Origin of the sequence: Streptomyces sp. NPDC058812 (assembly GCF_042744565.1) — a bacterium.
Taxonomy (GTDB): domain Bacteria; phylum Actinomycetota; class Actinomycetes; order Streptomycetales; family Streptomycetaceae; genus Streptomyces; species Streptomyces thinghirensis.
This window is the reverse complement of sequence record NZ_JBHYOB010000002.1, coordinates 201,715-219,670: the sequence shown is the minus strand read 5'-3', so window position 1 is coordinate 219,670 and position 17,956 is coordinate 201,715. Positions and strand designations below refer to the sequence as shown.

Annotated in this window: 20 protein-coding genes; 11 read left to right on the top strand and 9 right to left on the bottom strand. The window is 72.3% G+C overall.

Annotation, left to right across the window (positions count from 1 at the left end; all coding sequences use genetic code 11):
- Positions 1-58: 58 nt before the first annotated feature.
- Genes ACFW48_RS05045 through ACFW48_RS05035 form a run of 3 tightly spaced genes read right to left on the bottom strand, consistent with a single transcriptional unit; the run spans position 59 to position 3,323 of the window.
- Positions 59-1,129, bottom strand: a complete 1,071-nt coding sequence (locus ACFW48_RS05045) for a threonine aldolase family protein (RefSeq protein ID WP_386310558.1) — start codon at positions 1,127-1,129, stop codon at positions 59-61.
- Positions 1,126-1,872, bottom strand: coding sequence for an SDR family NAD(P)-dependent oxidoreductase (locus ACFW48_RS05040; protein ID WP_386310556.1), 747 nt, complete (start codon positions 1,870-1,872; stop codon positions 1,126-1,128). Before ACFW48_RS05040 ends, ACFW48_RS05045 begins: the two co-directional genes overlap by 4 nt.
- Positions 1,873-1,919: 47 nt before the next feature.
- Positions 1,920-3,323 carry a DUF6421 family protein gene (locus ACFW48_RS05035; RefSeq protein ID WP_386310554.1) on the bottom strand — a complete coding sequence of 468 codons (1,404 nt, stop codon included), beginning with the start codon at positions 3,321-3,323 and terminating at the stop codon, positions 1,920-1,922.
- 228 nt (positions 3,324-3,551) lie between these two features.
- On the opposite strand from ACFW48_RS05035, the gene ACFW48_RS05030 reads away from it, so the two are divergent.
- Complete coding sequence (locus tag ACFW48_RS05030) at positions 3,552-4,235, top strand: glycerophosphodiester phosphodiesterase (RefSeq protein ID WP_386310552.1); 684 nt, start codon at positions 3,552-3,554, stop codon at positions 4,233-4,235.
- A gap of 19 nt (positions 4,236-4,254) precedes the next feature.
- Here ACFW48_RS05030 and ACFW48_RS05025 read toward each other — a convergent pair whose 3' ends face one another.
- Positions 4,255-4,794 carry a GNAT family N-acetyltransferase gene (locus ACFW48_RS05025; RefSeq protein ID WP_386310550.1) on the bottom strand — a complete coding sequence of 180 codons (540 nt, stop codon included), beginning with the start codon at positions 4,792-4,794 and terminating at the stop codon, positions 4,255-4,257.
- A 126-nt stretch (positions 4,795-4,920) separates the two neighbouring features.
- Here ACFW48_RS05025 and ACFW48_RS05020 point away from each other — a divergent pair, with 126 nt between their 5' ends.
- Complete coding sequence (locus ACFW48_RS05020) at positions 4,921-5,313, top strand: VOC family protein (protein WP_386310548.1); 393 nt, start codon at positions 4,921-4,923, stop codon at positions 5,311-5,313.
- A gap of 102 nt (positions 5,314-5,415) precedes the next feature.
- Entirely contained in the window at positions 5,416-6,180 is a 765-nt protein-coding gene (locus ACFW48_RS05015; protein ID WP_386310547.1) for a VOC family protein, read from the top strand.
- 52 nt (positions 6,181-6,232) lie between these two features.
- Here the strand turns inward: ACFW48_RS05015 and ACFW48_RS05010 are convergent, their stop codons facing one another.
- Together ACFW48_RS05010 and ACFW48_RS05005 are read right to left on the bottom strand one after the other, a co-directional pair.
- A complete protein-coding gene (locus ACFW48_RS05010) occupies positions 6,233-6,790 on the bottom strand; it encodes a MarR family winged helix-turn-helix transcriptional regulator (RefSeq protein WP_386310545.1) in 558 nt (185 codons plus the stop codon).
- Positions 6,787-8,475 (bottom strand): FUSC family protein, encoded by a 1,689-nt coding sequence (locus ACFW48_RS05005; protein ID WP_386310544.1) that lies wholly within the window; start codon positions 8,473-8,475, stop codon positions 6,787-6,789. The genes ACFW48_RS05010 and ACFW48_RS05005 overlap by 4 nt, the downstream gene beginning before the upstream one ends.
- Positions 8,476-8,687: 212 nt before the next feature.
- On the opposite strand from ACFW48_RS05005, the gene ACFW48_RS05000 reads away from it, so the two are divergent.
- The 6 genes from ACFW48_RS05000 (at position 8,688) to ACFW48_RS04975 (ending at position 13,117) form a co-directional block, all read left to right on the top strand.
- Positions 8,688-9,248 carry a DUF5134 domain-containing protein gene (locus tag ACFW48_RS05000; RefSeq protein ID WP_386310542.1) on the top strand — a complete coding sequence of 187 codons (561 nt, stop codon included), beginning with the start codon at positions 8,688-8,690 and terminating at the stop codon, positions 9,246-9,248.
- A gap of 112 nt (positions 9,249-9,360) precedes the next feature.
- Positions 9,361-10,296 (top strand): M56 family metallopeptidase, encoded by a 936-nt coding sequence (locus ACFW48_RS04995; RefSeq protein WP_386310540.1) that lies wholly within the window; start codon positions 9,361-9,363, stop codon positions 10,294-10,296.
- Positions 10,297-10,360: 64 nt separating this feature from the next.
- Positions 10,361-11,032, top strand: a complete 672-nt coding sequence (locus ACFW48_RS04990; RefSeq protein WP_386310538.1) for a phosphatase PAP2 family protein — start codon at positions 10,361-10,363, stop codon at positions 11,030-11,032.
- Positions 11,029-11,556, top strand: a complete 528-nt coding sequence (locus ACFW48_RS04985; RefSeq protein WP_386310536.1) for a hypothetical protein — start codon at positions 11,029-11,031, stop codon at positions 11,554-11,556. The genes ACFW48_RS04990 and ACFW48_RS04985 overlap by 4 nt, the downstream gene beginning before the upstream one ends.
- Positions 11,557-11,565: 9 nt before the next feature.
- Positions 11,566-12,297, top strand: coding sequence for an HAD family hydrolase (locus tag ACFW48_RS04980; protein ID WP_386310534.1), 732 nt, complete (start codon positions 11,566-11,568; stop codon positions 12,295-12,297).
- Positions 12,298-12,442: 145 nt separating this feature from the next.
- On the top strand, positions 12,443-13,117 hold the full coding sequence (locus ACFW48_RS04975; protein ID WP_386310532.1) for a TetR/AcrR family transcriptional regulator: 675 nt from the start codon (positions 12,443-12,445) through the stop codon (positions 13,115-13,117).
- Here the strand turns inward: ACFW48_RS04975 and ACFW48_RS04970 are convergent.
- A complete protein-coding gene (locus ACFW48_RS04970; RefSeq protein WP_386310531.1) occupies positions 13,105-14,607 on the bottom strand; it encodes an LVIVD repeat-containing protein in 1,503 nt (500 codons plus the stop codon). The two genes, ACFW48_RS04975 and ACFW48_RS04970, sit on opposite strands and share 13 nt — an antisense overlap.
- A 191-nt stretch (positions 14,608-14,798) precedes the next feature.
- On the opposite strand from ACFW48_RS04970, the gene ACFW48_RS04965 reads away from it, so the two are divergent.
- Positions 14,799-15,455, top strand: a complete 657-nt coding sequence (locus ACFW48_RS04965; RefSeq protein ID WP_386310529.1) for a DUF305 domain-containing protein — start codon at positions 14,799-14,801, stop codon at positions 15,453-15,455.
- 18 nt (positions 15,456-15,473) lie between these two features.
- On the opposite strand, the gene ACFW48_RS04960 is transcribed toward ACFW48_RS04965, so the two are convergent.
- A complete protein-coding gene (locus tag ACFW48_RS04960; protein WP_386310527.1) occupies positions 15,474-15,929 on the bottom strand; it encodes a DUF6214 family protein in 456 nt (151 codons plus the stop codon).
- 236 nt (positions 15,930-16,165) lie between these two features.
- On the opposite strand from ACFW48_RS04960, the gene ACFW48_RS04955 reads away from it, so the two are divergent.
- A complete protein-coding gene (locus tag ACFW48_RS04955; protein WP_386310525.1) occupies positions 16,166-17,539 on the top strand; it encodes an FAD-dependent oxidoreductase in 1,374 nt (457 codons plus the stop codon).
- A 16-nt stretch (positions 17,540-17,555) separates the two neighbouring features.
- On the opposite strand, the gene ACFW48_RS04950 is transcribed toward ACFW48_RS04955, so the two are convergent.
- On the bottom strand, positions 17,556-17,918 hold the full coding sequence (locus ACFW48_RS04950; RefSeq protein WP_386310524.1) for an ArsR/SmtB family transcription factor: 363 nt from the start codon (positions 17,916-17,918) through the stop codon (positions 17,556-17,558).
- Positions 17,919-17,956: the final 38 nt, after the last annotated feature.

The following is a 17,956-nucleotide window of genomic DNA, read 5'->3' as shown; positions in this document are numbered from 1 at the left end:
CCGTAGTCAATGACTTTTCAGGTGACCGCATACCTATGCATAGCGCGAGGCAGGTCCGTCAGCGCGCCATCTCCTCCTTGAGGGCGGCGACGAAGGCGTCGACGTCGTCCTCGGTGGTGTCGAAGGCGCACATCCAGCGCACGTCGCCGGCGGCCTCGTCCCAGAAGTAGAAGCGGAACCGCTTCTGCAGGCGCTCGCTCACCTCGTGCGGCAGCCGGGCGAAGACCGCGTTGGCCTGCACCGGGTAAAGGATCTCCACGCCGTGCACGGCGCGCACACCTTCGGCCAGGCGCTGGGCCATCTCGTTGCCGTGCCGGGCGTTGCGCAGCCACAGGTCCTTGGCGAGCAGCGCCTCCAGCTGCACCGACACGAAGCGCATCTTGGAGGCGAGCTGCATGGACAGCTTGCGCAGGTGCTTCATGTGGCGCACGGCGTCCTGGTTGAGGACCACGACCGCCTCGCCGAACAGCGCGCCGTTCTTGGTGCCGCCGAGCGAGAGCAGGTCCACGCCGACCGCGTTGGTGAACGTGCGCATGGGCACGTCCAGGGAGGCGGCGGCGTTGGCTATCCGGGAGCCGTCCAGGTGCACCTTCATGCCGTGCGCGTGGGCGTGCTCGCAGATGGCGCGGATCTCGTCGGGCGTGTAGAGCGTGCCCAGTTCGGTGCTCTGGGTGATCGAGACGACCTGGGGCATCGCGCGGTGCTCGTCGTCCCAGCCGTACGCCTGCCGGTCGATCAGGTCGGGCGTGAGCTTGCCGTCGGGCGTGGGCACGGTGAGCAGCTTCAGGCCGCCCATGCGCTCGGGAGCGCCGCCCTCGTCGACGTTGATGTGCGCGCTCTCGGCGCAGATCACCGCGCCCCAGCGGTCGGTGACCGCCTGGAGGGCGACGACGTTGGCGCCGGTGCCGTTGAAGACCGGGAACGCCTCGGCGCCGGAGCCGAAGTGGCCGCGGATCACGCGCTGGAGGTTCTCGGTGTACTCGTCCTCGCCGTACGCGACCTGGTGCCCGCCGTTGGCCAGCGCCAGCGCGGCGAGCACCTCGGGGTGCGCGCCGGCGTAGTTGTCACTGGCGAAACCGCGGACCTCGGGGTCGTGATGGCGACGCGCGTCGGTCTTCGGTGGGTTCACGGCTTCTCGGTCAGCCACAGACGGTTTCCGTTCACTTCCGCGGCGGGCTTCTCCCAGACTCCGGCGACGGCCTCGGCGAGGTCACGCACGTCCGTGAAGCCCGCGAACTTCGCGTTGGGGCGCTCGGCGCGCATCGCGTCGTGCACCAACGCCTTGACCACCAGGATCGCAGCCGCGGACGTCGGCCCCTGCTCGCCCCCCGCCTTGCGGAAGAAGTCCGCCATGGCCAGCGTCCACGCCTCGGCGGCGGCCTTGGCGGCCGAGTAGGCGGCGTTGCCCGCGGTGGGGTTGCTCGCGCCGGCCGCGCTGATCAGGACGTAGCGGCCGCGGTCGCTGCGCTGGAGCGCCTCGTGGAAGGCGAGGGAGGTGTGTTGCACGGTGCGGATCAGCAGCTTCTCCAGGAGGTCCCAGTCGCCGAGGTCGGTCTTGGTGAAGGTCTGGCTGCCGCGCCAGCCGCCGACGAGGTGGACCACGCCGTCGACCCGGCCGAAGTCCTTCTCGATGCGGTCGGCCCACGCACGGGTGGAGTCGAGGTCGAGCAGATCGACCTTCTCGCCGGTGACCGAGGCGCCGCCGTGCGCGTAGCGCGCCGCGTCCACCGCCTCCGCCAGCCGCTCCGGGTCGTTGTCCGAGCCGACGACCGTCGCACCCGCCTCGGCGAGCCGCAGCAGCGCGGCCCGTCCGGCGGGTCCGCCCGCTCCGGCCACCGCGATCACCGCGCCGTCGAGCGTCCCGTTCCCCATGGTCCTCGCCTCCCGAGCCTGCTGTGTCTGCCTGTCCGTGCCGTCGCTCACGCGGCGGCCCGCTCGGCGCCGTCCGACGTCGCCGTGATGCCCTTGGTCGAGGCGATCACGTTCTTCAGCTTCTTGGACAGTGCCTCGTAGAACATGCTCAGCGGAAACTCGTCCGGAAGCACGTCATCGACGAGCTTGCGCGGCGGCAGCGTCAGGTCCAGGGCGTCGGGGCCCTTCGCCCACTTCGAGCCCGGGTGCGGGGCGAGGTAGGTGGAGACCAGCTCGTAGCCGGCGAACCAGTGGACGATCTTCGGGCGGTCGATGCCGTCGCGGTAGAGCTTCTCGATCTCGGCGCACAGCTGGTTGGTGACCTGCGGGGCGCGCTGCCAGTCGATGAAGAGCTTGTTGTCGGTCCAGCGCACGACGTCGTGCTTGTGCAGGTAGGCGAAGAGGAGCTGGCCGCCCAGACCGTCGTAGTTGCGCTGGCGCTCGCCGGTGACCGGGAAGCGGAACATGCGGTCGAAGAGGACGGCGTACTGCACGTCACGGGCCTGCGGGACGCCCTCGTCCGCGAGCTTCACGGCCTCCTTGAAGGCGGTGAGGTCGCAGCGCAGCTCCTCCAGGCCGTACATCCAGAACGGCTGGCGCTGCTTGATCATGAAGGGGTCGAAGGGCAGGTCGCCGTGGCTGTGGGTGCGGTCGTGGACCATGTCCCACAGGACGAAGGCCTCCTCGCAGCGCTTCTGGTCGTGCACCATCGCGGCGACGTCCTCGGGCAGCTCCAGGCCCAGGATGCCGACGGCGGCCTCGGTGACGCGGCGGAAGCGGGCGGCCTCGCGGTCGCAGAAGATGCCGCCCCAGGAGAAGCGCTCGGGCGCCTCGCGCACGGCGATGGTCTCCGGGAAGAGGACGGCGGAGTTGGTGTCGTAGCCGGCCGTGAAGTCCTCGAAGGTGATGCCGCAGAACAGCGGGTTGTCGTAGCGGGTGCGCTCCAGTTCGGCCAGCCAGTCGGGCCAGACCATGCGCAGCACGACCGCTTCGAGGTTGCGGTCCGGGTTGCCGTTCTGCGTGTACATCGGGAAGACGACCAGGTGCTGGAGGCCGTCCGCGCGGCTCGCGGCGGGCTGGAAGGCCAGCAGCGAGTCCAGGAAGTCGGGCACCTGGAAACCGCCGTCGGCCCAGCGGCCGAGGTCCGTCACCAGGGCCTCGTGGTAGGCGCGGTCGTGCGGAAGCAGCGGGGACAGCTCCTCGACGGCGCCGGCGACACGGCGCACGGCGTCCTCGGCGGCGGCCCGGTCGGGCGCGCCCTCGGCGTCGAAGTCGATCGACCCGTCCTTGGACTGCCATGGCCGGATCCGCTCCACGGCATCCTTGAGCACGGGCCACGCCGGGTGCTCCACCACCCTGCTCGCCGGAGGAATGTTCTCCTCCACACCCACCTGCACAAGAATTTCCGTCATGTCCCATCCTCCACGGGAGAAGCTCGCGTCAGGACACCGTACGCATACGAGGTTTCTCCCAGCAAGGGGGGCCTCCGTAAATTATCCTGCCCGACCCTGCCCTTCACCGCATTTTTTCCTGTGGGATGCCGGAGTCCGGATACCAGGCGCGGCAGAGGGGAAACGGTCCCGCAGGGCCGTTAGGCTGCCGCCCTGCCATCGCCGACGTCGACGGAAGCGAGTCGAGCCTTGAACTTCCTCACCATCGGTCACCGTGGAGTGATGGGTGTCGAACCCGAGAACACCCTGCGTTCCTTCGTCGCCGCCGAGCAGGCCGGCCTCGACGTCGTCGAACTGGACCTGCACCTGAGCAAGGACGGCGCGCTCGTCGTCATGCACGACGCGGACGTGGACCGCACCACCGACGGCACGGGCGCGATCGCCGAGCAGACCCTCGAGGAGCTGCGGGCGCTGGACGCGGGCCGCGGCGAGCGGGTCCCGGTCTTCGAGGAGGTGCTGGACGCCGTGTCGGTGCCGTTGCAGGCCGAGATCAAGGACGCGGCGGCGGCGCGCGCACTCGCGGAGGTGATGCACCGGCGGGACCTGGTGGACCGGGTGGAGGTGATCTCGTTCCACGACGAGGCCATCGTCGAGATCGCCCGGCTCGTGCCGGGGGTGCGGACCGCGCTGGTCGCGCAGTACTACGGCCCCGAGGTCGTCGACCGCGCCGTCGAGGCCGGCGCCGGCACGCTGTGCCTGGACATCAACCGCATCACCCTGGAGATCGTGGAGCGGGCCCGGAAGGCGGGCCTGCGGGTCTTCTCCTGGACCGTCAACACGCAGGACCACCTGCGGCTGGTGCGCGCCCTCGGCCTCGACGGCGCGACGACCGACTACCCGGAGATCAAACGCACCGGCCGCTTCACCGCGTGAGCGTCACGGCGCACGCACGTCACGCCAGCGGCTTGACCAGCAGCTCGAACTGAAGATCGGCGCGCTGCGGAATGCCGAAGCGCTCGTCGCCGTACGGGAACGGGGTCATCTCTCCCGTACGGCGGTAGCCGCGGCGCTCGTACCAGGCGATGAGGTCCTCGCGAACGGAGATCACGGTCATGTGCATCTCCGTCACGCCCCACGCCTCGCGGGCCTGCCGCTCCGCCTCCGCGATGATCGTCTTGCCCAGGCCCTCGCCCTGGAGCGCGGGGCTGACGGCGAACATGCCGAAGTAGGCGTGCGCCCCGCGGTGCTCCAGCTGGCAGCAGGCCACGATCCCGCCGTCCCGCTCGACGGTGAGCAGCCGGCTGTCCGGCGACTTGACGACCTCCAGGACCCCGTCCGGGTCCGTGCGCTGTCCCTGGAGGATGTCCGCCTCGGTGGTCCACCCGGCCCGGCTGGAATCCCCGCGGTACGCGGACTCTATGAGCGCGACGATGTCGTCCACGTCGGCGGCGGTGGCGTCGCGGTAGGTCAGTGGGCTGGCGGCGGTGTCCATGTGGGGCGTCTCCGGTTCGTTCTCGACGGTTCGTCTTCGGGCGCGGGTTCGTTCTCGGGCGCGGGTTCGTTCTCGGGCGCGGCGCGGGCACCGATGAGAGTAACGCCGCCAGTAGTCTCGGGACGCATGGTGCATGTACTCAGCAGCCGGATCCTGCTCCGCCCCACCGACCCCGACCGCTCCCGCGCCTTCTACGGCGAACAACTCGGCCTCGCCGTCCACCGGGAGTTCGGCACCGGGCCCGAGCGAGGCACCGTCTACTTCCTCGGCGGCGGCTTCCTGGAGGTCTCCGGCCGCTCCGAAGCCCCGCTCGCCCCCGCGCTCAAGCTGTGGCTCCAGGTCGAGGACGCGGCGGCGGCCCACGACGAGCTGCGCGCGAAGGGTGTCGAGATCGTCCGGCCGCCGGTCCAGGAACCGTGGGGACTGGTGGAGATGTGGATCGAGGATCCGGACGGCACGCGGATCGTGCTGGTGGAGGTGCCCGCGGACCATCCGCTGCGCTACCGGCCGGGAATCTGAGCCACCGGGGCGGTACCCGCCGGATGGCCGCGCTCCGGGCCCGGCCTTAGCGTGCTGGAGGGGGACGGACGGTCCCGGCTCTGCGGAAGGACGCCCCAAGCGATGAAGCTCCACGAACCGGTGACCGGCGGGCCCTGCTGGGCCGAGCTGGGGACCAGCGATCTGGAGGCGGCCAAGCGCTTCTACACCAAGCTGTTCGGCTGGCGCCCCGAGACGGACTCCCGGCAGCAGGCGGGCGGCTACACGATCGCCCGCCTCGGCGACGCGGCGGTCGCCGCCCTGACACCGCTGTACCAGCCGGCGCAGCCGGTCGCGTGGAACGTGTCGTTCGCCGTGCGCGACGCGGACGATGCGGTACGCCAGGTGACGGCGGCCGGCGGTGCGGTCCCGCAGGGCCCGACGGACGTCTTCGACTCGGGCCGGTTCGTGGTGGCCGCCGATCCGACCGGGGCGGTGTTCCAGCTGTGGCAGGCACGCTCGTTCCCGGGGGCCGGGCTGTTCAACGCGCCCGGCTCGCTGGGCTGGGTGGAGTTGCTGACCCGGGAGCCCGACCGGGCCGCCGACTTCTACACCACGGTGTTCGGCTGGAGCGTCACCACCTCGGACCGCTACCCGCAGTGGAGGATCGGCGGGGCGGACTTCGGCGGCATGGTGACGATGGACGAGAAGTTCCCGCACGAGGTGCCGCCGCACTGGCTGCCGTACTTCGCGGTGGCGGACGTGGACACCGCCGCGGTCGACACGACCGACAGCGGCGGCACCGTGCTCATGGAACCCACCTCGCCCCCCGACGGACCACGCATCGCGGTACTGCGCGACCCGCAGGGCGCGATGTTCGGCGTGTACCGGGCGGGCGACGAGCGCTGAGCCACGGGCCCCGGCCACCCGGTCCGGCAACCGAGGGCCCGGGGCCGGTTCGTCACACCCGCAGGGCGCCCAGACGGCCCTCCAGCTGGCCCAGCAGAGCCCCGAGCAGCGCCGCCAGCTCGCCCTGCTCCGGGCCGTCGACGCCGGACAGTACGGCGGACTCGTAGGCGAGCTGTTCGGGCAGGATGCCGTCGACGAGGTCGCGTCCGGCGTCCGTGAGGCGGACGTGGGCGACCCGCCGGTCGCGGGTGTCGCCGCGCCGCTCCACCAGGCCGCGCTCGGTGAGCTGCTTGAGGCGCTTGGTGACCGCGGCGCCGGAGGAGAAGGTCTCGCGGGCCAGGTCGCCGGGGGTCAGCTCGTGCCCGGTGCGGCGCAGCGCGCCGAGCAGGTCGAACTCGGCGCGACTGAGACCCTCCCGGCGCAGCGGGGCGTCCTCGGCCTGCTGGAGGAGGGCGGCGCAGCGGTTGATGCGGCCGATGATCTCCATCGGGCCGGTGTCGAGGTCGGGATGGACGGCCCGCCACTGCCGTACGACCGCGGCGACGGTGTCACCGCCCGGTCCGCCTCTCTCGTCGCCCCCGGTCGCCGAGCCCCCGTCGGTTGCGGTCATGGCCGTACGTCCTCCGTTCTCGTGCCCGTGTCCCGGTCCGGACGCGCTGCCTGGCGTCGGACCGTTGCGGCGAGCGTACGGTGTCCGGACTGTTCGGCGAGCACGACCCTCTCCTGGGGCAGGGCGCGCCCCCACCATTCGCCGGACGCCGCGTCGACGGTGGCCCGCAGGTCGGTGAGGGCGGCCGCCAGCTGCCGGCGGGCGGCCTCCAGGGCGCCGGGGGCGGGATCGGGCTCCGCCAGGAGGCGGGCGGCGCGTTCGCGGGCGCGGTCGGCGGCGGTCACCGCCTGTCCGACGCGGCTGCCGGCCCGCCGGTTGGTGACGGCCACGGCGGCCAGGAAGCCGACCAGGGCGCCGACGAGGGTGTCCACCACCCGCTCGGTGATCAGGTCACCGGGCGCCTGGTAGCCGGCGAACTCCGTGATGAGCAGCGCCATCGGGGTCACGCAGACACTGCCGAGCCAGTAGTTGCGGGTGATCAGCGCCTCGGCGCCGAAGTTGAGGGCGAGGCAGAGGACGACCAGGAGGGCCTGCCCGAGGTGGGCGAGCGGTGCGATGGCCGCGAACAGCAGCACCCCGGCGATGTTGCCGACCACGCGCTGGACGGCACGGCTCCAGGTCAGGGTCATGTTGGCCTGGTAGAGCGCGGCGGCGGTGACCAGGGCCCAGTAGGGGCGGCCGATGCCGAGGGCGAGGGAGGCGTAGCCGGCCAGGGCGCAGCCGAGGGCGGTGCGGGCGGCGATCGGGGACAGCGGGCCGAGCCGCCGCCACAAGGGGGCGGGAGGCGCGGCGAGTTCGGCGTCCACGCCGAGGAGTTCGGCGGTGGCGCCCGGGGTGTCGCCGGTGCGGGGGATCCGGCCGGTGCCGCGCAGGGCGCGGGCCCAGGTGCGCAGCCGCTCGGGGTCCGCGTCGGCGGGGGCGGCGAGCGCGACCTCGGCACAGACGACGAGGTGTTCCAGGGCGTGCCGGGTGGTGGCGCGGGCACCCGTCGCGGGGAGGGACAGCAGCGTCTGCCAGGCGCCCTGCACGGCGGCGTACCCGGCGGCGCGGGCGGTGACGTGGCTGTCGCCGGTGCCGCCGGTGTCGGCGTACGAGGCGGCGGCGTTCAGGGCCTGGGCGGTGGCCCGGCGCTCGGGGCCGTGCGGGCGGACCAGGGCGGGCGCCATGCCGACGAGCCAGGCCCAGGCGCCCGCGGCGGTGGCCAGCGCCAGGTGACCGGGGATCTGGCCGAAGGTCTGCGGGACGAACAGGGCGGCGGAGCTGATGAAGGTCAGGACCACGTTGCCCGGCGGGCCGACTCGGGTGACGTCGCACAGGGCCTTCTGCACGGCCGCCAGCAGGGCTCCGACGGTGACGAGGACGACGGCGTCGCGCGTGAACGAGGCGGTGACCAGGGCGACGGCGACGCCGCCGAGCATGCCGAGCACCACCCAGGCCAGGGTGCGGGCCCGGGCGGCGTAGGGGCGGTTGTGGGCGTAGAGGGCGCACAGCGACCCGGCCATGGTGTACATCGCCAGGTCGAGCCGGCCGAGCGCCAGCAGGACCAGGTTGGGCGGGGCGACGGCGGCGACCGAACTCAGGGCGGGCTTGAACCAGATCTCGGAGGGCCGACGCAGACGCAGCACACCGGTCAGGGGCAGACGTCGGCCGAGGGAGGTACCGGAGGTGGGGGTCGCACTGCTCATGGGATTGAGCTTAACAGGTGTTTTACTCGTAAAACATGTGGATCATTATCTTGTATCTGACGCCGACCTCCTCGCCCACCTGCGGTGATGCGCCGCGCTCCCCCGAAAACCCCCCGTGTACACCCTTGCGCTCGCGTGCGCGCCGCACGGCCCGGGCAGTTTCTTGACCGACTGTCGAGCACGACCGTCGAGCGTCGAGCGGGGAGGCACCTGTGCACGGACCGGCGTCGTCCGGCTGGCTGCTGGTCGCGCTCTGCGCGGCGACCGGTGCCTACTGCCTGCTGCGGATGCGCAGCAGCGTCGAGGAGCAGCGCCGCGCCGCGGGCGGCGAAGCCCTCATGGGGTTCGGCATGGCCGCCATGGCCGTGCCCGCGGCGGTGTACACCCCGCCGGAATGGGCCTGGCCCGGCTACGCGGTGGTGTTCGGTGCCGCGGGGGTGCACGCCCTGTGGTCGGCCCGGTCCGGGCGTCACCATCTGCACCATCTGGTCGGGGCCGCGGCCATGGTCTACATGGCGGTGGTGATGGCCGGCTCCCCCGCCCACGCCCACGGCACCTCCGGAATACCCGTGCTGACCGGGGCGCTGCTGCTCTACTTCACCGGATACGTACTGCTGACCGGCGTACGTCTGATGCCGGTCGTCGCCGGGGCCGGGGCCGGTTCGGCGGCCGGGGCCGGTTCGGCGGCCGGCTGGGGCGACCGGCCGGAGCTGGCGCGAGCCTGCCGGCTCTCCATGGGGATCGCGATGCTGGCCATGCTGCTGACCATGTGACCCCCGGCTGCCGCGCGCCGGCTACCCGGCATACCGGATACGCAACCGTTGCCTGCGTCACTTCGCGCGGCGGGCCGTACTGCCGACGGTGCGACGCTCATAGGCTGCCCCCATGACTCTCCCCGCGGCACTGCTGCTGCTCGCCGCCCTGACCGCCGTGCTCGCCCCCAGGCTGCTCGCCCGGGCCGACTGGCCGGACCGGGAACCGGTGGTCGCGCTGTGGGTGTGGCAGTGCGTGGTGGCGGCCGTGCTGGTGTGCTGCGCGCTGTCGATGACGTTCAGCGCGGCCGCGGCCTGGCACGCGGTGGGCGGGCACGTGTTCGCGACGGCGCCGCGCCCGGTGGTCGAGGCCTACGCGCTCGGCACCTCCGGCCTCTGGGCGGACACGACCGCCGTCACGCTGGCCTGCGGCGGACTGTGGAGCGCCGCGATGCTGACCCGGGAGGTCGTACGGGCCCGTACCCGGCGTCGGCGGCGCCGGGCCGAACTCCTGCTGCGCGCTCCGGTGTTGCCCGGCGAGGTGCCCGGTCCGGACCCGCTCGTCGTTCTGGAGGGTGAGCGGCCCGACGCCTGGTGGCTGCCGGGCACTCCCCCGCAGCTGGTCGTCACCACCGCCGCGTTGCGCCGTCTCAAGGGCCGGCAGCTGGACGCGGTCCTGGCCCACGAGAAGGGGCACGCGCAGGCGCGGCACGACTGGCTGCTGCACTGCTCGTCCGCACTGGCGGACGGATTCCCGCAGGTTCCGGTGTTCGCGGCGTTCCGCGACGAGATGCACCGCCTGGTCGAACTGGCCGCTGACGACGTGGCCTCCCGCCGCTTCGGCCGGCTGACGACCGCCCTGGCGCTGGTCGAACTCAACGAGGAGCGTGGCGTGTTCGGCCCGTGCCCCACCGCGCAGGCCCATGTCCCGCAGCGCGTGCACCGGTTGCTCACGCCGCCGAACCGGCTGTCGGCGGCCCGGCGGCTGCGGCTGACGGCGGCGGCCGCCCTGGTACCGGTGGTGCCGGTACTGGTGGCTTTCGTGCCGGGACTCCGGGCGCTGGGGTAGTCACTCGCCGCGCTCCCGCCCCGGAAATTGGCCCCGGGCCCCCCGGGTCGGCGAGTATCGCAGCATGCAGACGCCGCCCGTCGACTCCCCGCCCAGTCCACCGCAGCCCCGCACCGCCCTCCGCGTCACCTGGGCGCTGGCGCTGTGCTCCGCGCTGCTGCTCACCCTGGTGGCCGTGGAATGGCGCCCGTTGATCGGCCTGGACGACGACATCGCCGGTACGACGCACCGCTGGGCGGTCGACGAACCGGGCATCACGCACGCCATGCGGATCCTCACCGACTGGGTGTGGGACACGTGGACGATGCGACTGCTGTGCGCGGTGGTGGTGTTGTGGCTGTGGTTCCGGCGCGGGGACCGGTGGACGGCCGTGTGGCTGGGGATGACGTGTCTGCTGGGCAGCCTGTTGCAGCAGGCCCTGAAGGCGGCGGTGAACCGTGCCCGTCCGGTCTGGCCCGACCCCGTGGACTCCGCGCACTACGCGGCCTTCCCCTCGGGCCACGCCATGACCGCCACGTTCGTGTGCGGCCTGCTGGTCTGGCTCCTCCACCACTACGGCGCCGCCCGCTCCCCGCGCCTGACCGCACTGGCCGTGGCCGTGGTCTCCGTGGCCGGGGTCGGCGTGACGCGGGTGTGGCTCGGCGTCCACTGGGCCACGGACGTCGTCGGCGGCTGGCTCCTGGGCGCCCTGGTCGTGGCCGTCGCGGTACTGATCCACCGGCGTCGGCACCCGTGACCACGCCGGCGCACGGCCCCCGGCGCTCCTACCGCTACGTGGGGCCGCCCGAGCGGCGGGCGGCCGTCCGGCCCGGCACCGAGGGACACGCCATCCGCTCGCCCGCCGACCTCGACGCCTGGGTGACGGAGCGGGGCCCGGCGGAGGCCGCTGAGCCGTTCACCTACGTCGTCGGCCAGGACGGTCTGCCGCGACTGGCTCCGCGCCGCAGCGAACACGTGGCGTGTGCGGGCGGCCGGGACGTGCCGGGCGCGGGCGAGACCGCCTTCGGCCTCGTGGCCGGGTCGTGGACGGTCACGGAGATCAGCGACCACTCCACCGGCTACCGCCCCGACCTCAGCTCCTGGCATCCGGTCGCCGAGGCCCTGGCCGGGGCCGGTCTGTCCCACCCCGGCCGCTGCACCCACGAGGTCGTCTTCCGGCGCCGCACCTCCTGCGGGGAGTGCTCCGTCGTGCGCGAGGAGGACTTCGTCTGCGTCTTCTGCGGCCGGGATCTTCCCCCGGGGTGGAACATCACCTCGTAGGATCCGCCCATGGCTGCCGTCCTGTTCGACTTCTCGGGGACCCTTTTCCGCGTCGAGTCCACCGACGCCTGGCTGCGCGCGGCACTCGCCGGCACCGGACTGACGCTTTCCGCACCGGAGCTGGCCGAGACGGCTCGAGCACTGGAGGCTTCGGGTGCGCTGCCGGGCGGCGCGCCTCCGCTGCGGGTGCCGGAGGAACTGGCCGATACCTGGGAGGCCCGGGACCTGGGTTCCGAGTCGCACCGGGCCGCGTACACCGGGCTCTCCCGGCAGGTGCCGCTGCCGGACCCGGGGCTGCACGACGCGCTGTACGACCGGCACATGGCACCGGGAGCGTGGCGCCCGTACCCCGACGCCGCCGAGGTGCTGAGCGCGCTGCGCGGGGACGGGATCGCCGTGGGCGTGGTCAGCAACATCGGCTGGGACCTGCGTCCGGTCTTCCGCGCGCACGGCCTCGACCGGTACGTGGACACGTACGTCCTGTCGTACGAGCACGGCATCCGCAAACCCGACCCTCGGCTGTTCGCCACCGCCTGCGCGGCGCTCGGGGTCGAACCGGGGCGGACGCTGATGGTCGGTGACAGCCGGCGGGCGGACGGCGGTGCGGCGGCCCTGGGGTGCGGGGTGCACTTCGTGGACCATCTCCCGGTGACCGAGCGGCCGGCCGGTCTGCTGCCCGTACTCGATCTGGTGCGCCGACCGGATTTGCGCGGTGACCGCCCCCTCCGGCCGAGCACGTAGCCCGGGGCAACCAGCAGGGCGTCCGCCCGCCTCGGACGATCCCCCGTGTCGCCCGAGGCAGACGGTAGCCGGGCCTGGCCCACTGGGGTCCGCCCGCCCGCGCTGAGTATAGTTGGCTGCCAGCCAGTCAACGCAGGAGTACAGCATGTCCCCGCGCAGCGCCTCGGTCAATGAAGAGTTGCGGAGGCGTTCCAAGGAGCGGCTCCTGCAGGCCGCGGTGGAGCTGGTGGGAGAGCACGGGTACGAGACGACCACGCTGGGCGACATCGCCGACCGGGCGGGCTCGGCGCGCGGCCTGGTCTCGTACTACTTCCCCGGCAAGCGCCAGCTGGTGCAGTCCGCCGTACACCGGCTGATGCACCGCACCCTGGAGGAGGCGCTGGAGCGGGAGCCGCGCACCGCCGAGGGGCCGGAGCGGATGGCGCGGGCCATCGACGCGATCCTGGGCCTCGCCCGGGACCGGCCGGTGCTCATGCGCCAGCACATGGCGGGCCTGCTCCAGGCCGAGGTGGGCTTCGTGCCCTGTCCGGAACAGCGGCGGCTGGCGGAGCTGCTGCGGGACACCGTGGCCCGGCACGGCTCGCGGGACATCGACCGCGACTACCCGATGCTGCGCGCGCTGCTGATGGGCGCCGTCTTCGCCGCCCTGGTGCCAGGGGTGCCGATGCCCGTGCCGGTGCTGCGCGCCGAGTTGTTCAAGCGCTACGGGCTGGAGTGGGAACTGGGTGTCCCGCCGGACGCCGAGGCGCCCGACGGGACGACGTGCGACACGGATCTGTCGCGGTTCTTCTCGACCGGAGTGCCCGATCAGTCGAAGTAGTCCGGCTGGGTCTGCGTGTTGAGCTCGCGCAGATGGACCCGCTTGGCCGGGTCGGTGCGCCGGTCGCTGAGCTTGAGGACGTCGAAGCCCTTGGCGATGTCGTTCGAGTAGATGTAGCCGTTGTAGTAGTACGCGGACCAGGAACCGCCGGTGGTGATGCCGTCCGTGGTCAGCGGGCCACGCTCGAAGTAGGCGATCTCCTTCGGACGCTTGGAGTCGGTGAACTCCCAGACGGACACGCCACCCTGGTACCAGGCCTGGACCATGATGTCGCGGCCCTTGACCGGGATCAGCGAGCCGTTGTGGGCCACGCAGTTCTCGGTGTCCGCCTGGTGGCGGGGGATCTTGAAGTAGCTGCGGAAGACCAGCTCGCGGTTCTCGCCCCTGCCGACGATGTCGTAGATGCCGTCGGCGCCGCGGTTCGGGCCGATCTCCGCGTTGCAGGTGGCGGCTCCGCCGCCGCCCAGCTCGTCGGTGAACACGACCTTGTTCGCCTTCTGGTTGAAGGTCGCCGAGTGCCAGAACGCGAAGTTGACGTTGTCCTGGACCCGGTCGATGACCTTCGGGCGCTCGGGGTCCTCGATGGAGAACAGGATGCCGTCGCCCATGCAGGCGCCCGCCGCGAGGTCCTTCGAGGGCAGGACGGTGATGTCGTGGCAGCCGGTGGTCTTGGAGACACCCGGATTGGTGGGCCCGCCCGGGTTGCCGCCGCCGTCGGGGCCCTCACCGGGGAACAGCACCGGGAAGCCCACGACGGCCGCCCGCTCGGGCGCCTTGCGCGGCACCTTGATGACGGAGATGCCGTCGTGCGGCGGCCGGCAGTCGGGGTAGGCGGCGTTCGGCGAGTACGAGGAGACGTAGACGTAGACGTTCCTGCGCTCGGGCACCAGCGTGTGGGTGTGCGAGCCGCAGGCGGTCTCGACGGCGGCGACGTACTTCGGGTTCCGCTTGTCGCTGATGTCGAAGACCTTCATGCCCTCCCAGGAGGACTTCTCGGTCGCGGGCTGCGTGGTGCTGTTGCAACTGCTGTCGCTGCGCGAGGAGTCGGTCGACAGGAACAGCAGGTCCCCGGAGACGGAGATGTCGTTCTGCGAGCCGGGACACAGCACCTGGGCCACGGTCTTCGGCTTCTTCGGGTTCTTGATGTCGAAGATGCGGAAGCCGTCGTAGTTGCCGGCGAAGGCGTACCGGCCCTGGAAGGCCAGATCCGAATTGGTGCCGGACAGCGCGTCCTTGGGGATGTTGACCACGTGCTCGATGTTGTCCGAGTGGACTGTCTCGTCCTGGCCGGGTATCTCGCCGCTCTCGATGGCGTCGCGCACCTCGGCGCGCGCGCTCTTGGACACCTCCTTCGACGCGGCCGGGCTGTCCCCGGGGTCGGGGGTCGCCACGGCCGGGCCGGCGGTAAGCAGCGCGGACAGGAGTCCGGCGGCGGCAGCCGCGACTCCCAGGCGTCTGCGCCGCGTTCGCGGGTCGTTGAACAGGGTCACTGTTTCCTCCCTACGTCCGTTCCCTTCGGAACGGTTCACGCACCCCCGCAGTATCGTCTTCACCATGCACATATCAACAGGGGGCAACGAACTCGCAATGAAGTTTTTTGATCAGTGGCGCGCGGAAGCGTGCTAGGACGGTCATCGCACCCACAAGGTGCCTCGCATCCCGCCTGCCACAGGAGGTCGTTGTGCCCTCTCGTCCCACCTTGTCCCGAGCGTCCCTCGTCACGGCCTCGCTGACCTCACTGGCCGTGCTCGCGCTCGGGGCCTGCGACTCCGGTTCGGACACCGGGTCGGCGGCCACGGCCGGGCCTTCGGTGATCGCTCCCGGCGAGCCGGGCGAGGGCAACCGCACACTGTCCGCCGAGGAGGCCGAGAAGCAGCGCGCCGACGACGACTCCCCCAACTCGGCGGACGTCTCCTACGCGCGGATGATGATCCAGCATCACGCCCAGGCACTGGAGATGACCGAACTCGTGCCGAAGCAGGCCGAGTCGAGCCAGGTCGAGAAGCTCGCCGAACGGATCTCGGCCGCGCAGGGACCGGAGATCGAGGCGATGAAGGGCTGGCTGAAGAACCACGGCGAGAAGGAGTCCGGCAGCGGTCACGACCACGCCGCGATGCCGGGGATGGCGACCGAGGCCCAGTTGGAGAAGTTGCGCGCGGCGAAGGGCAAGGCCTTCGACCAGCTCTTCCTCAAGCTGATGATCACTCACCACGAAGGGGCGATCACCATGGCCACGGACGTGAAGTCGCAGGGCAACAACGTGCAGGTCGAGGAGATGGCCGACGACGTGGTCGCCCAGCAGACGAGCGAGATCTCGCGCATGCGCGGGATGCTGTGACGGACCGTCGGCGGCGCTTCAGCGCCGTGCTCGACGCGGGGCCAGAAAGCCCTCGTCGCGCGCCTGGCCGATCAGCCTGAGTGACTTCCGCCGGCTGTACCCGGTCGCGCGCATCACCGCGAGGACCGGGTCGCCGCCCACGTCCCGGGCCGCCCGGTACTCCTGTGCGACGAGCCGGCACCCCTCCCTGCCGCGCGGCCACGCGGGCCGGGCCCGCCGGGGCGCGGCCGGTGCGGCGCCGCCGGAGACCGGCACGCAGGCCTCGAAGAGCGGGTTCTCCAGCCACTCGGCGAGCACGGCCAGGTCGTCGAGGGACAGCGGTGGTTCGGCCCGTACGTCCTCGACCCGCACACCCTGACCGGACAGCACGGCGAGCGCCTCCACCCGAGCGCCGTCGGGGAACGTCAGCCGGACGTCGAACCACGAGGTGGCGGTGGAGCCCTCGCGCACCACCCAGGTGTGCCGCACGGACATCTCACCGTCGTCCGGACAGCGGTCGGAAAACTGAAGAGAACGATCAACGAAGGATGCCTCAAGCACACACGCAACGTAACCGCATGATCACATTCCATACGAACGGAACACGCACGAACATACTCCGTTCACCGGGCGCAGCACCCTGTCAGCGGAGCGGAAGCGGTGGGATGCTTGAAGCACCAGCGACCCCTCCGACTTCCGGACCATCCGTCTCCCGGACAAGGAGTTCCGCCGTGCTGCGTGTCGCCGTCGTCGGCTCGGGACCGAGCGGGTGCTACACCGCCCAGAGCCTCGTCCAGCTCGGCCGCGAGGTGCACGTGGACGTCCTGGACCGCCTGCCGTGCCCGTACGGGCTGGTGCGGTACGGCGTGGCACCGGACCACGAGAAGATCAAGTCGCTGCAGAGCACCCTGCGCACGGTCCTGGAGCACGACCGGGTGCGGTTCCTCGGCGGCGTCCCGGTCGGCCCCGGGGGCGTGCCGACCGCGCGGCTGCGCGAGCTGTACCACGCGGTGGTGTACTGCGTGGGCGCCGCCACCGACCGGCGCCTCGGCATCCCCGGCGAGGAGCTGCCGGGCAGCTGGTCGGCGACCGAGTTCGTGTCCTGGTACAGCGCCCATCCGGACGCCGTGGACGACGGCTTCCTGCGCGGTGTGCGGTCGGCGGTCGTGATCGGGGTGGGCAACGTCGCCGTCGACGTGGCGCGGATGCTGGTACGCGGCGTCGCCGAGCTGAGCGGCACCGACATGCCGCAGGCGGCGCTCGACACGCTCGCCGCCGGGCGGGTGGCCGAGGTGCACATGGTGGGCCGGCGGGGCCCTTCGCAGGGCCGCTTCACCACCAAGGAGTTGCGTGAGCTGGGCGCCCTTCCGGACACGGCCGTCCTGGTGGACCCGGCGGAGCTCGCGCTGGACCCGGCGTACCGGGATCCCTCCGGGCTGCCCGGCCCGCAGCGCCGCAACGTGGAGGTGCTGCGCGGCTGGGCCGGGCAGCCCGCGCCGGACGCCGCCCGCCGGATCCGGCCGCGCTTCTTCCTGCGCCCGGTGGAACTGACGGCGGACGGCGACGGCCACGTTCGCGCCGTGCGCTTCGAGCGGACGGCGCCGGACGGGCGCGGCGGCGTGACGGGCACCGGGCGGTACGAGGAGATCGAGGCCCAGCTGGTGCTGCGGTCGGTGGGCTACCGCGGAGTGCCGCTGGAGGGGCTGCCGTTCGACGCGGTGAGCGGCACGGTGCCGCATCGGGCGGGGCGTGTCCTGCGGGAGGGCGCGGTCGCCCCCGGGGAGTACGTGGCCGGCTGGATCAAGCGGGGCCCCACCGGTGTCATCGGCACCAACCGCCCGTGCGCGAAGGAGACGGTGACGTCCCTGCTGGCGGACGCCGCCGCGCTCGCGGGACGGGACCTTCCCGCGGACCCTCTCGCGCTCCTGCGCGCCGAGGGGATCGAGCCGGTCGAGTGGGCCGGGTGGCGGGCCATCGAGCGGGCCGAGGCGGAACTCGGCGCCTCGCTCGGACGGCACGTGGTCAAGCTGCCCGACTGGGAGTCGCTGCTGACGGCGGCGCGGACGACCGCGACCCGAGAGCGCGGACGACGACTGCCGGAGTAGCGGCCCCCCGCCGCGGTCAGTCGGCGCCGAGGCGGGCGGCCTGGCGGGCCGCCGCGGCCAGGAGGGCGTCGAGCAGCCCCGGGAAGAGGGCATCCAGGTCCTCCCTGCGCAGGCCGTTCATCTTGGCCGTCCCCCGATAGGTCTGGCGGACCAGCCCGCTCTCGCGCAGCACCCGGAAGTGGTGCGTGGTGGTGGACTTGGTGACCGGCAGGTCGAAGTACGAGCAGGAGAAGAGCTCGTCGCTGTCGGCGGCGAGCTCCCGCACGATGCGCAGCCGCACCGGGTCGGAGAGCGCGTGCAGCACTGACTCCAGCCGGATCTCCTCACGCGCCGGGTGCGGCAGGTCGCGGGGGCCGGCGGTGGCGGCGGCGGGGGTCACGGCGGCTCCAGTTGGTCCGGGAGGGTCCCACCGTTCAG

Bases quoted from the DNA above. Each gene is read 5' to 3' on its own strand.
- ACFW48_RS05040 (WP_386310556.1), bottom strand. From the start codon at position 1,872: ATGGGGAACGGGACGCTCGACGGCGCGGTGATCGCGGTGGCCGGAGCG.
- ACFW48_RS05035 (WP_386310554.1), bottom strand. From the start codon at position 3,323: ATGACGGAAATTCTTGTGCAGGTGGGTGTGGAGGAGAACATTCCTCCG.
- ACFW48_RS05025 (WP_386310550.1), bottom strand. From the start codon at position 4,794: ATGGACACCGCCGCCAGCCCACTGACCTACCGCGACGCCACCGCCGCC.
- ACFW48_RS05020 (WP_386310548.1), top strand. From the start codon at position 4,921: ATGGTGCATGTACTCAGCAGCCGGATCCTGCTCCGCCCCACCGACCCC.
- ACFW48_RS05015 (WP_386310547.1), top strand. From the start codon at position 5,416: ATGAAGCTCCACGAACCGGTGACCGGCGGGCCCTGCTGGGCCGAGCTG.
- ACFW48_RS05010 (WP_386310545.1), bottom strand. From the start codon at position 6,790: ATGACCGCAACCGACGGGGGCTCGGCGACCGGGGGCGACGAGAGAGGC.
- ACFW48_RS05005 (WP_386310544.1), bottom strand. From the start codon at position 8,475: ATGAGCAGTGCGACCCCCACCTCCGGTACCTCCCTCGGCCGACGTCTG.
- ACFW48_RS04995 (WP_386310540.1), top strand. From the start codon at position 9,361: ATGACTCTCCCCGCGGCACTGCTGCTGCTCGCCGCCCTGACCGCCGTG.
- ACFW48_RS04990 (WP_386310538.1), top strand. From the start codon at position 10,361: ATGCAGACGCCGCCCGTCGACTCCCCGCCCAGTCCACCGCAGCCCCGC.
- ACFW48_RS04980 (WP_386310534.1), top strand. From the start codon at position 11,566: ATGGCTGCCGTCCTGTTCGACTTCTCGGGGACCCTTTTCCGCGTCGAG.
- ACFW48_RS04975 (WP_386310532.1), top strand. From the start codon at position 12,443: ATGTCCCCGCGCAGCGCCTCGGTCAATGAAGAGTTGCGGAGGCGTTCC.
- ACFW48_RS04960 (WP_386310527.1), bottom strand. From the start codon at position 15,929: ATGTCCGTGCGGCACACCTGGGTGGTGCGCGAGGGCTCCACCGCCACC.